Genomic DNA, 12,151 nt, shown 5'->3' on the forward strand with positions numbered 1-12,151 from the left:
TTAATTTTTTTGAACACAAAAGAACTTACATATCTGTTCCAAGATCCTTCCTTAATGAATAAGGAGCAAATAGATAATATCGAAAAAATCATTCAGGAATACCCATATTTTCAATCAGCCAGAGCAATCGTATTAAAAGGATTAAAAGAGGACGAGAGCTTTAGATATAATCAAGAATTAAAAACAACTGCAGCGTATACAGCAGATCGAGGAATTTTATTTGATTTTATTACTTCTAAATTTTTTGATAAAAACACTAACGAATCCGCTACAGAAAAGAAAAACAAGGCAGATATTAATGTTATTGATGCCCAAGAAATTAAAGTACTTTCAAGGATTTCTATTGATGATGCAGTATCGATGAAAATAGAAGAAGCAGAAGAAGTACTTGATCCAGCGTTATTTTCATCAAAAGAAGTAGATGAAACCAGAAACATAACGGTTGCAAAAACCATAATTGAACAATCGGAAAAAAGCAATTTTACAGAAGAAAGTACTTCTGAACATTCTGAAGAGGAGTTACAACTGAATAAGCCATTAGATTTTAGCAAAAAAGAATCTCACTCTTTTACAGAATGGTTAAAACTCACTTCTATTCAACCAATCAATCGGGATCTTGAGAAAAAAATAGATCTTGAGCAAGAAAAAAAAGAAACTAAGGGAGACAAACAGATAGATAAAACATCAGATCAAGAGCATAAATTTAATTTAATCGATGAGTTTATCGCCAGTAATCCAAAGATCAAGCCCGCAGAAAAAAATGTTCCTGCACGTAACCTTGCCAATGAACATACGGTTGCTCCAGATGAACTAATGACAGAGACTTTGGCTAGAGTATATGTTGCTCAAAAAAAGTATAAAAATGCAATTCAGGCATATAAAATATTAATTTTGAAAAATCCCGAAAAAAGTGGTTTCTTTGCAGACCAAATTCGAGCGATAAAAAAAATACAAGAAAATAAATAACAATATATAATGACGACGTTTTCAATCTTTTTAATACTAATCGTACTAGTATCATTTTTACTAGTCGTAGTAATCATGGTTCAAAACCCTAAAGGAGGAGGTTTATCATCTTCTTTTGGCGGCGGCGGAACACAACAGGTAGGTGGTGTAAAAAAAACCACTGATTTTTTAGATAAAAGTACGTGGGCACTAGCAACACTATTATTAGCGCTTATTCTTTTATCAAACGTAGATTTAATGGATGGAGCAACAAACCAAGATCCAACGGTAGATACTAATGAAGTAGAAGTGATTGATACACCGGTCGCACCGTCTACTACTACAGATGACACATCAGAAGAATAATATAGTTTATAAAACTAGGATAAAATGCCGACTTGTCAGACAGTCGGCATTTTTTGTTTCAATTTGTCAGTATCACACTACTGGCATAATTTCTGAAATGCATAGTTATAAATATTTCATTTTAACTTTAAAATATAAAACTAATCATAATGGGAGTAAATATTAAACCTCTTTCAGATCGTGTGGTCATCGAACCACTTCCAGCGGAAACGCAAACGGCATCAGGATTGTACATCCCTGATTCAGCACAAGAAAAACAACAAAAAGGTAAAGTTGCTGCTGTAGGCAGTGGCAAGAAGGATCACGAAATGACTGTTAAAGTTGGTGACACTGTACTTTACGGAAAGTATTCTGGTACTGAATTAAAATTAGATGGAAATGACTATTTAATTATGCGTGAGGATGACATCCTTGCAATCGTTTAAAAATTGAATCAAAACACAAATCAAAACTTTTAATAATGCTGAAACAACAGTACTATTAAAATTTAAAAAATTATAAAATATTATGGCTAAAGACATAAAATTTGACATAGAAGCACGTGATGGAATCAAACGTGGTGTAGATGCATTAGCAAACGCAGTAAAAGTAACGCTTGGACCAAAAGGTCGAAACGTAATTATCAGTAAATCATTTGGAGCCCCACAAGTAACTAAAGATGGTGTTTCTGTAGCTAAAGAGGTAGAATTAGAAGATGCTCTTGAAAACATGGGAGCACAAATGGTAAAAGAAGTAGCTTCTAAGACAAATGATCTTGCAGGAGATGGTACTACTACCGCTACTGTATTAGCGCAGGCTATCGTAAAAGAAGGTCTTAAAAATGTAGCAGCGGGTGCTAATCCAATGGATCTTAAGCGCGGTATCGATAAGGCGGTAAAAGCAATAACCGATGATCTTGCCAAACAAACAAAAGAAGTAGGAGATTCATCTGAGAAAATTAAGCAAGTTGCTGCAATTTCTTCTAACAATGATGAACAGATTGGTGATCTTATTGCCAAAGCTTTCGGAAAAGTAGGAAAAGAAGGCGTTATTACTGTCGAAGAAGCGAAAGGAACAGAAACACACGTTGATGTAGTAGAAGGAATGCAGTTTGATAGAGGTTATCTTTCTCCATATTTTGTTACGAATAGTGAAAAAATGACTGCTGATCTGGAGAATCCATATATTCTTTTATTTGATAAGAAAATCTCTGCAATGAAGGATTTATTACCTGTTCTTGAGCCAGTTGCTCAGACAGGAAAACCCCTTTTAATTATTGCCGAAGATGTTGATGGAGAAGCATTAGCAACTTTGGTTGTAAATAAACTGCGTGGTGCTTTAAAAATCGCAGCAGTAAAAGCTCCTGGTTTTGGAGACAGACGTAAAGCAATGTTAGAGGATATCGCCATTTTAACAGGAGGTACTGTGATTTCAGAAGAACGTGGATTTACTTTAGAAAACACAACTATTGAGCACCTTGGTACTGCAGAAAAAGTGGCTATTGATAAAGATAACACAACTGTAGTGAATGGTGCAGGAGCAGAGGATTTAATCAAAAACAGAGTGAATCAGATCAAATCTCAGATCGAAACTACTACTTCTGATTATGACAGAGAAAAATTGCAGGAACGTTTAGCTAAGCTAGCTGGAGGTGTTGCTGTATTGTATGTTGGTGCTGCTTCTGAAGTAGAAATGAAAGAAAAGAAAGACCGTGTAGATGATGCTCTTCATGCAACCCGTGCAGCGGTAGAAGAAGGTATCGTTGCCGGTGGTGGTGTGGCTTTGGTAAGAGCGAAGTCTGTTCTGGAAAAAATAAAGACCGAAAATGCAGATGAAGCAACAGGCGTACAGATTGTAAACCGTGCTATCGAAGCTCCACTAAGAACCATTGTAGAAAATGCTGGAGGAGAAGGTTCTGTAGTAATCTCTAAAGTACTAGAAGGTAAAGGTAATTTTGGATACGATGCAAAGTCCGAAACATATGTTGATATGTTGAAAGCTGGTATCATTGACCCTAAGAAAGTAACTCGTATCGCTTTAGAAAATGCTGCTTCTGTATCAGGAATGATCTTAACTACTGAGTGCGCCCTTATAGATATTAAAGAGGATGCTCCTGCTGGTGGAGGAATGCCACCAATGGGCGGAGGAATGCCAGGAATGATGTAATGGCAAAATCTCATATCGTTATAGATAAAAAATTAGCGATTCTATGTAAAGTAAGTAAACCCCGTTTCAAGACTTTGAAACGGGGTTTGTTTCTATCAGGAATTTCATCCTAAATTCTGCCTAATTTAAAGAGTACATACTTTTTTTACCTATAACCCTTTTTTAATAATTTTTAATAAAGAAACTATATCTTCATTAATTATCAAAGGAGCGTAGTTATTTACAATTTGCCCGATTCACTGCTATCTGTTGTTATTTTATTATTATTTATAAAAAAGTTCAGTAGTTCACTATCCGTATAAGAGCATTCTGCTATCACGAGATAAAATTTCTATAACAATTTTAGAGGTAATTATTTACCATTATAAATTTTAAATAGTACTTTAGAATATACTAACTATATACTCATTATTTCTATACTTATGATCATTATTGAAGTAAAATCATTACCTATTAAAGATGTAATCGCAGATATTTCTGAAGCATTTGACACTTCATTTAATACAACTTGTGAAGAGTATTTTCTTACCGTTCCAGAACATATAGGAAAAGGAAGTATCAGAGGAATCAACTTTGACAGTGGCATGGGTATTATATTATACGACTGTTTATTTAAAGAAAAAATAGAGTTTCATTTTACTATCAACGAAGTCCATCCCCTTAAATTTCTATATTGTTTGGAAGGCTCACTGAAACATCGTTTTGAAGGATATACCGAAGAACACCAAATCAATAAATATCAAGAAGCCATTGTAGCCAGTGACCTTTTTAACGGACATATACTTATATTTCAGCCAAATACACATTCTATAGTTAACAGTTTGGAAATTACAAGAAAAGAATTTCAGAAGAAAGTTCAATGCGATTTGATCACAATGGATGAACAACTTCAAAATCTTTTTAATGATATTGAAGCAAAAAAAATGTTTTATCACGATGGTTTTTATAGCCTAAAATTAGCAGATCTATTCAGAGAAATGCAGGCTTTTGAGGGTCAAGATTTTTTAAAAAAACTCTTTTTAGAAGGTAAATCATACCAAATGTTAACTGAGCAGATTTTACAATATGAAGATGACTTAAAAGAAAGTTCTGGAAGGAAAATATTGAGAAAAACAGAAGTAAAACAAATAGAACTGGCTTCAGAAATAATTAGAAATAAAATCTCCGAGTCAGACAAAATTACCGATATAGCCTCAGAAGTTGGATTAAATCCAAATAAATTACAAGAAGGTTTTCAAAACCTTTATGGTACTTCGGTAAAACAATATATAAAAAAAACAAGGCTTAATCTTATAAAAGATTTAGTTTTAAATACGGATTACTCTATGTCTGAAATCGTTGATTTAGCAGGAATTTCCAGCAAGAGTTATCTTTCAAAAATTTTTAGAGAAGAATATGGAACCGCTCCTTCTGAATACCGAAAATACTTTATTAAATCATTAATGAAGAAAACATAAATCCCATTTGAAGATTAACAAACAGGATTTACGTATTTATTCTCCAATATTTTATAAATAGTTATTTCTTACTTAAGAGCCTTATTTATAAAGGATTAAAAAACTGTCATCGATTAATCGCGAAAAATCAATCTTTCTGCCATATAACTATAGAGGCTTTCTTCCAGTAATTATGTTATAAAGAATTACGATGATAGCGATCACCAATAAAACGTGAATTAAACTACTTGTACCAAGTCCTGGGATGATCCCTAAAAGCCCTAACAACCATCCAACGATACAAATTACAGCAACAAGCCAAAGAATACTTTTCATAATAAGTGATTTAAATTAGTATTCCAAAATATTTTAAAAATCTCTGATTACGGTGCTCTTTTCCATTTTAAAGTGCCTCAAATGCTATTGACATATCAGTATAATGCTTCATTATCGAAATATTTTTTTCAAAAACAGTATCTTTGATTTTATAAAAAATACATCAACTTTAACTTTTAGTAACAGTATGCCTAGCCTGTATGATGACTTGTTTGAAGATGACAGGAAATGGAACAAACCAACGGAACCTATACCCGACCCTGAACCTTTAGATGATGGTCTTTTTGAAAAAGAAGGGAGAGAATCGTTAGATGAGATATTAGCATTAATAAAACAGTTCACCATAAAAGCAGTGCCATTTTCTCAGTTACTTACTAAAACAAGCGCCATTGATCATGAAGTTGAAAAAGGATTGGTTGATATTTTCTTAGTTACCAAAGATAAATACAACCAAGGAACGTTAGCCGGAGAACGTAAGTATTATGTTATGTTGCAAACCAAATTTGAAGCAGTTATAACTTCTATGAAAGATTTAGCAAAAATACATCTGGAGACCCTCAAACAGTTTAATCGCGATATAGACAAGGATTATTATTCTATTGAAAAAACTGACAAACAGGTCCAATCAGAAAAAGAAACAGCTATTGATCATATCAACACGCAACGAAAGATTCTTGCAGATGCGGCAACGAGCTTATCAATTTTAGAAGAAGCATTAACCAATACAGAAAAAAGATTATGTGACTACATTGACGCAGGTGGTATTCATAATATCTCCAGTTCTGAATGTGAAATTTTAATCCAAAAAAGAACTTCTTTGACGAGCGGACAGATTCATCAGTTTGATTATTCTTTTTTTAAAATGAATCTATTAGACAAAACTGCTATTGCAATAGGGTTGTATTTAAAAGAGACTACCGCTCAGTATTTGGATAAACTAAGTAACGTATTTAGGTAATATTTATATTGCACATTATGAACACTACTCCTTCACAATATGTGCCACTAATTCTGAAGTTCTTTTGTATTTTTTTCTTGCTAATAATCGTTTTAGCGGCGCTTTTCTTACTTCGCAATCGGTAATAAGATGTAATTCACAAGTTACTACAACTTTTAGCTTTGCTATCTTCACATCTTGTATAAAAATTGAATATTCCTAGGATATAGGAATAAAGAAACAGTCTCATAAACCCTTAATAATCAAGTTTTTTTTTAGTATATTAATAGAAAATATTCATCATGCACAAATCAAAAATTACTCTTGTACTCTTCTTTTGCTTTTATACTATAATTGGCCTCGGACAGATAAAACCCAACACCATTGAACAAGTTTTAGTTAAAAAAAATCAATACTTCAACATAGAACGCGAAATAATCCACCTTCATACTAATAAAACAACTTATACTACTAACGAAGAAATATGGTTTAAGGCATATATTATAAGCAACCTACATCATAAGCCCTTTACTGCAACTAAGAACTTATATCTGACACTTTACAATGAACTTGGTGATAAAATTGACCACAAACTTTATCTTACAGAAAAAGGTGTTGCTGACGGAGCATTTACATTACCTAAAGACCTTTTCTCTGGAGATTATATTTTAATGGCCTCTACTGCACATCAAAATAATTTTAAAGAAGATGAACGTTTTTATAAAAAAATCAATATTCAGAACAATTCACAACCCAATATAACGGAGACCCCCGATCAGCCACAAAAATATTATGACATTCAAATATTACCGGAGGGTGGAAATTTATTAGAAGGTACTATCAATACTTGTGGCATCAAAATAATCAACCAACAAGGAGCTGGAGTTCAGGAAGTGAATTCTAAGTTATACAAACAAGGTTCTAAAAACCCTGTGACAACAGTCTATCTTAACAGGTTCGGGATGGGTAAATTCTCATTTACCCCACTGCCAGATGAAAACTACTACGTGATTTCAAATATTGGTGATACCGAAATCATAACGGATGTTCCTAATGCCCAAAAAAGAGGTGTTTTACTAAAATCTTCTTTTCATCCAACTAAACCATTACTTATAGTTGAACTCATCACCAACGGAAACACACTCCCAACAATACGAAATAAAGAATTTCATATACTTATCCATCAATACCAAAAAACAATCGGATTATCAGCATCATTCACTGGCGAAGCAAAAGATATAAAACTAGCAGCGCCTTTAGAAAACCTAAACTATGGAACCAATACAATTTCCCTATTTGATGAAAAATACAATCCAATATCTGAAAGACTTATATTTAATGATATTCCTTATAAATCCATTACTTCTGAAATAGTGAAGATTAATAGCAAAAAAGATAGTGTTCATACTTCTTTTAGGCTAAAATCAGAAAATAATAAAATTGATCATACGTCAATAAGTGTTTCCATCTTGCCTACCGAAACAATTGCGAATGACAATAGCGGATGCATTATAAACTCAATCTATCTTCAGCCTTTTGTAAAGGGATACGTAGAAAATTCCGGGTATTATTTTCAAAATAGTACTAAAAGAAAAAAACACGAACTGGATGTTTTATTATTAACACAAGGATGGAGTAAGTATGATTGGAAAAGTATTTTTAATGGACATAACTTGCCTCCTATAAGACATGAAGAAGGTATCACCTTAAAAGGTGCTATTAATATAACAAATACAGTAAACGGCAAACTTTTAGTGAACTCACGAAAAAATCAGTTTACAGAAATCATCTCTTCACGACAAGACATGCCTCTTAGAATTTTTGAGCTTGAAAACTTAGTTTTTCAGGATTCCACTAAAGTACATTTTGCGCTAATAAACGACAAAAACAAAGTCTCTAACGCCAATGTAAAAGCAAGTATCAAATCATTTAAACCTTCTACCTATAATGAAAAAGCATTCACTATAGCTTCAACACCAGTTCAGAATTATTTTAGTGAAATCAATAGTGCTGAAATAGATCCTAATCAAAAATTATTTAAGTCAACAGAACAATTAGAAACCGTAGTAGTTACAGGAAAAAAATACGCAAATAAAGGATTGTATTGGCTAAATCAGGATGCCTCATACGTTCCAGAAGATATGAGATTAACATCTAACCTAATGAATTATCTCAATACAAAACATTTTAATGTAATTAGAGTAAATACTAGCTTTTCTACTGAAAGAACTTTTACTGGTCTTTTTGATGCTGTATTTGGACGAGAATATAGAGGTGGGTTTAAAACCTATCCTTTTATAGTAAATGGTGCTTTAACGCATCCAGAGTTAGCCAACCAAATCCGACTAAAGGATGCTTCTAAAATCTACATCAGAGATAGAGCTGGTACCTCACCCTTAATATTAGTTTATTGGAGTCCAAATGCGAACAACCGAAGCCCAGTAAATTCCTTTGTAGTTACCAACGGATTTCAGGCTCCAAAGAAGTTTTACATGCCAAAATATCAATCGTATGACAGCTTGTTCTTTAAACAATATGGTATATTAGGATGGGTTCCTAACATTCAAAGAAATACTAATGACGAATATGAATTCTCATTCAAAAATGCTTTGATGCAAGAAGCAAGAATATTTATAGAAGGTATGGACCAGGACGGTAATCTTATTTCTGAAGTTAAAGTTTTATCAATCCCTACGATACCTTAGGAGTACTCCTTCACAATATGTGCTACTAATTCTGAAGTTCGTTTGTATTTTTCTCTTGCTAATAATCGTTTTGGCGGCGCTTTTCTTACCTCGCAATCGGTAATAGAACACGATTCGCAAGTTACTCCAACTTTTATCTTTGGTATTTTGGTGTCATTTACAAAACTTATTTTTTTCTCCAAAGAAGATGATATTAAAAATCCAATACCAATACTACGATAATACTCTTTTCTAAAAGGATCTTTGGTCGCCGATGTAAATACCAAATACTGTTGGTCAGAGTCCGCATAATCCGAAATTTGAATGTCAAAAGCATATTGTAAGTCTTCATTAGCAGTTCGCTGTAATGTCTTGATTGCCATCCATCTTCTACAATAATGCTCATTAATCTCATTTGCATGAGGTTGTTGTTGATGCGTGATATGCAATTCCTTCACTAAATTAAATCGTTCCATTCCTTTTCTATGAGTAAACCTTAAAAAGAAAACATTCTGCATTCCAAAATCCTTAGGCAAAATATTAGTTAGACGTTGGTAAAAGGATTCTGGAGAAGCATTATACAGCTTCATTATTTTATGAAAAGATTTTTCGGAAAATCGTTTTGTTGTAAAAAGATTTTTGAGATGTTCTTTTAAATGATTCCTTGGAATAATCAAAGCACCCGCAAAATAAGAAGCATAGAAGTTATGTAGTACCTCTTCAAAATTATCATATCGAATCCAGGAAAAAGTATATGGTCTTTCTTTAATTTCCATATACTGATACCCTAATTCTTTTGCATAGATAAATGTTTTCTGAGGTTCGTCTACTCTATCGGATAACAGCAGCGTCTTTGTAGCAGGAACAAATACCGATCTCAAATTATCCAACTCTTCGTGGTTAGGTATTCCTGCAGTATTAATGGTATATCCGTATTCTTCAATCAAAATTTCCTCTAATTCTACAGCAGTAATTTTACCAGATAAATCTAACTGATATGAATTAGCAAAACGCACTGCCGTATCTTCAAGATCTTTGAAGAAGTTATTATGTGCTTCTTGGTACGATCGTAAGGACGCCAGATAAAACCCTTCTCTACTCATATTGTAATGCTGGGCAATTTCTATAATGGTACTAATGAATGCGTTGACCTTTGAAGGAGCATTCGCAATAATATCGATCAGGTCACTTTGCTGTATCCCAAACAATTCGAGTGGAATTTCATCTAAAATCCCGGATTGTAAAATTTCACCAATAGGTGCCAGATTTTTATCCAACTTCAAAGAAACTAAACTATCATACGGAACCTCGAAGGTTTCTGCAAGCTTTATTATTTTATCTGTTTTTGGATATTTTTTTCCTTTTTCTATTTCATTTAAATACGACTTAGACAATCCGCTCAATTTGGATAAACCAAAGAGAGACAAGTCTTTATCTGTTCGTATTTGCTTGATTTTTAAACCAAAAATTAACCTAATATATTCCTCTTCTATTGCCATAAAGTCAAAAATAGCAATTTCTGCGAATATTTTCAAAAACAAAATTTTCACATTCAGCGAACGTTCGCTTGTTTTTTCAAAAACTTTTTTTTAATATTGTTCACTCAAACGATACAGTTATGGAAACTCAAACAAACCTAAGTCAGAAAATTAGCTTTACAAAAGAGGTGAAAAATTATCATCCGGAGATTCTTACGGATGGTGCTTTAGCATTTCTAGAAGCTTTGCATAATCGTTTTGACCAAAGACGATTAACACTTTTACGAAACAGAGAACAACAGCAACAGTTGTTTGACCTGGAAACCTCTCCGGCATTTCCAGAAAACACAAAAGAAATTCGCAATACAGAATGGTCCGCTGCTCCAATACCCTCAGATTTGCAAGATCGCCGGGTAGAGATTACAGGTCCGGTCGACAGAAAAATGGTGATTAATGCATTAAACTCTGGTTCGAAAACATTCATGGCGGATTTTGAAGATAGTAACGCTCCTTTATGGGAAAACTGCCTGCAAGGACAAAAAAACCTTATGGATGCTGTCAACAAAACTATTTCGTTCTATAATCCTAAGAAGGATAAAACGTATCAATTAAATGAAGAAATAGCTACCTTAATTGTACGTCCAAGAGGTCTACATCTCAATGAAAAGCATTTGTTAGTTGATGGCAAAGAGATTAGCGCATCCATATTTGATTTTGCTTTATACCTATTCCTCAACAATGAACAATTAAAAGCAAACGGAACAGGTCCATATTATTATATACCAAAATTGGAGCACTTTACGGAGGCTATCTGGTGGAATGATATAATTGATTTCTCTGAAGAATATTTAGGGATAGAGCGCGGTACTGTTAAAGTGACTGTACTGGTAGAAACTATTACTGCTAGCTTTCAGCTAGATGAGATCATCTATGCACTAAAAGAACACATTGTTGGTCTTAATTGCGGAAGATGGGATTATATCTTTAGTTATATCAAAAAACTAAGAAATCACAAAGACTTTGTTGTTCCGGATCGTGCTCAGGTGACGATGACAAGTCCTTTTATGGATGCTTACAGCAAACGTGTGATCCAGCGATGCCATAAGAGAAATATCCTTGCGATTGGCGGAATGGCTGCTCAGATTCCGATCAAAGGTGATGAAAAACGTAATAAACTAGCCTTTGCTAAAGTAAAGGCAGACAAAGAACGTGAAGTTAAAAATGGTCATGATGGTACTTGGGTAGCACACCCGGGATTAGTACCTTTAGCAATGGGCGTTTTTGATATGTACATGCACGGAGCTAATCAATTAGATGTAAAAAGAGAGGATGTGGTCGTTACAGAGCAAGATCTTTTGGAAATTCCTCAGGGAACCATCACCGAAAAAGGAATCCGTGAAAACATCAACGTAGGAATCCATTATATAGCCACATGGTTAGGAGGAAATGGCGCAGTGGCGCTGTATGACCTTATGGAAGATGCAGCAACAGCAGAAATAAGTAGAACACAGATATGGCAGTGGCTTAAGAACGAAGTAAAACTGGATAACGGTTTACGACTGAATTCTAATATGTTTCATATGCTCTTTGAAGATGAATTAAAAATCATTGAAAAGCAGGCCGGTAAAACTCTTTATGAGAGTGAAAATTATCAGAATGCTATTCAGATTTTTTACAAGCTTGTTACTTCAGACCAATTCGAAGAATTTTTAACTACGCAAGCATATAAATATTTATAAATCTTTCAGTAATGCAATACAATCTGAAAGATACTACCGAAGTTGAACAATTTTAATTTTTTCCGATTTTATAATTGTGCTCTTA

Annotated in this window: 11 protein-coding genes; 8 read left to right on the forward strand and 3 right to left on the reverse strand. The window is 33.6% G+C overall.

Going from position 1 to position 12,151, the window contains the following annotated elements; genetic code table 11:
• The first annotated feature begins 9 nt into the window (after nucleotides 1–9).
• From ACWGOQ_RS03915 to ACWGOQ_RS03935, 5 genes are all read left to right on the forward strand, one after another.
• On the forward strand, nucleotides 10–966 hold the full coding sequence (locus ACWGOQ_RS03915; protein WP_458202351.1) for a DUF8458 domain-containing protein: 957 nt from the start codon (nucleotides 10–12) through the stop codon (nucleotides 964–966).
• A gap of 9 nt (nucleotides 967–975) precedes the next feature.
• The gene (secG, locus tag ACWGOQ_RS03920) at nucleotides 976–1,311 is read left to right on the forward strand and encodes a preprotein translocase subunit SecG (protein ID WP_452056421.1); all 336 of its coding nucleotides are present in this window, start codon (nucleotides 976–978) and stop codon (nucleotides 1,309–1,311) included.
• A 149-nt stretch (nucleotides 1,312–1,460) separates the two neighbouring features.
• Entirely contained in the window at nucleotides 1,461–1,736 is a 276-nt protein-coding gene (locus ACWGOQ_RS03925; protein WP_027395001.1) for a co-chaperone GroES, read from the forward strand.
• 82 nt (nucleotides 1,737–1,818) lie between these two features.
• Nucleotides 1,819–3,456: a chaperonin GroEL gene (groL, locus tag ACWGOQ_RS03930; RefSeq protein ID WP_452056420.1), complete on the forward strand. Its 1,638-nt coding sequence runs from the start codon at nucleotides 1,819–1,821 to the stop codon at nucleotides 3,454–3,456.
• Nucleotides 3,457–3,878: 422 nt separating this feature from the next.
• Complete coding sequence (locus ACWGOQ_RS03935) at nucleotides 3,879–4,913, forward strand: AraC family transcriptional regulator (RefSeq protein ID WP_452056419.1); 1,035 nt, start codon at nucleotides 3,879–3,881, stop codon at nucleotides 4,911–4,913.
• A 147-nt stretch (nucleotides 4,914–5,060) separates the two neighbouring features.
• On the opposite strand, the gene ACWGOQ_RS03940 is transcribed toward ACWGOQ_RS03935, so the two are convergent.
• Nucleotides 5,061–5,228 carry a lmo0937 family membrane protein gene (locus ACWGOQ_RS03940; RefSeq protein WP_452056418.1) on the reverse strand — a complete coding sequence of 56 codons (168 nt, stop codon included), beginning with the start codon at nucleotides 5,226–5,228 and terminating at the stop codon, nucleotides 5,061–5,063.
• Nucleotides 5,229–5,415: 187 nt separating this feature from the next.
• Here ACWGOQ_RS03940 and ACWGOQ_RS03945 point away from each other — a divergent pair, with 187 nt between their 5' ends.
• Nucleotides 5,416–6,186, forward strand: coding sequence for a hypothetical protein (locus ACWGOQ_RS03945; protein ID WP_452056417.1), 771 nt, complete (start codon nucleotides 5,416–5,418; stop codon nucleotides 6,184–6,186).
• 24 nt (nucleotides 6,187–6,210) lie between these two features.
• On the opposite strand, the gene ACWGOQ_RS03950 is transcribed toward ACWGOQ_RS03945, so the two are convergent.
• On the reverse strand, nucleotides 6,211–6,360 hold the full coding sequence (locus ACWGOQ_RS03950; RefSeq protein ID WP_452056416.1) for a hypothetical protein: 150 nt from the start codon (nucleotides 6,358–6,360) through the stop codon (nucleotides 6,211–6,213).
• A 107-nt stretch (nucleotides 6,361–6,467) separates the two neighbouring features.
• Between ACWGOQ_RS03950 and ACWGOQ_RS03955 the strand changes: the two genes are divergently transcribed.
• The gene (locus ACWGOQ_RS03955; protein ID WP_452056415.1) at nucleotides 6,468–8,870 is read left to right on the forward strand and encodes a hypothetical protein; all 2,403 of its coding nucleotides are present in this window, start codon (nucleotides 6,468–6,470) and stop codon (nucleotides 8,868–8,870) included.
• Here the strand turns inward: ACWGOQ_RS03955 and ACWGOQ_RS03960 are convergent.
• Nucleotides 8,867–10,348, reverse strand: coding sequence for a helix-turn-helix domain-containing protein (locus tag ACWGOQ_RS03960; RefSeq protein ID WP_452056489.1), 1,482 nt, complete (start codon nucleotides 10,346–10,348; stop codon nucleotides 8,867–8,869). The genes ACWGOQ_RS03955 and ACWGOQ_RS03960 overlap by 4 nt on opposite strands.
• A gap of 119 nt (nucleotides 10,349–10,467) precedes the next feature.
• Between ACWGOQ_RS03960 and aceB the strand changes: the two genes are divergently transcribed.
• Nucleotides 10,468–12,066 carry a malate synthase A gene (gene aceB, locus ACWGOQ_RS03965; RefSeq protein WP_452056414.1) on the forward strand — a complete coding sequence of 533 codons (1,599 nt, stop codon included), beginning with the start codon at nucleotides 10,468–10,470 and terminating at the stop codon, nucleotides 12,064–12,066.
• Nucleotides 12,067–12,151: the final 85 nt, after the last annotated feature.

This window comes from Aquimarina ulvae, assembly GCF_053613295.3.

Bases quoted from the DNA above. Each gene is read 5' to 3' on its own strand.
- ACWGOQ_RS03960 (WP_452056489.1), bottom strand. From the start codon at position 10,348: ATGGCAATAGAAGAGGAATATATTAGGTTAATTTTTGGTTTAAAAATC.
- groL (WP_452056420.1), top strand. From the start codon at position 1,819: ATGGCTAAAGACATAAAATTTGACATAGAAGCACGTGATGGAATCAAA.
- ACWGOQ_RS03935 (WP_452056419.1), top strand. From the start codon at position 3,879: ATGATCATTATTGAAGTAAAATCATTACCTATTAAAGATGTAATCGCA.
- secG (WP_452056421.1), top strand. From the start codon at position 976: ATGACGACGTTTTCAATCTTTTTAATACTAATCGTACTAGTATCATTT.
- ACWGOQ_RS03955 (WP_452056415.1), top strand. From the start codon at position 6,468: ATGCACAAATCAAAAATTACTCTTGTACTCTTCTTTTGCTTTTATACT.
- aceB (WP_452056414.1), top strand. From the start codon at position 10,468: ATGGAAACTCAAACAAACCTAAGTCAGAAAATTAGCTTTACAAAAGAG.
- ACWGOQ_RS03925 (WP_027395001.1), top strand. From the start codon at position 1,461: ATGGGAGTAAATATTAAACCTCTTTCAGATCGTGTGGTCATCGAACCA.
- ACWGOQ_RS03945 (WP_452056417.1), top strand. From the start codon at position 5,416: ATGCCTAGCCTGTATGATGACTTGTTTGAAGATGACAGGAAATGGAAC.
- ACWGOQ_RS03940 (WP_452056418.1), bottom strand. From the start codon at position 5,228: ATGAAAAGTATTCTTTGGCTTGTTGCTGTAATTTGTATCGTTGGATGG.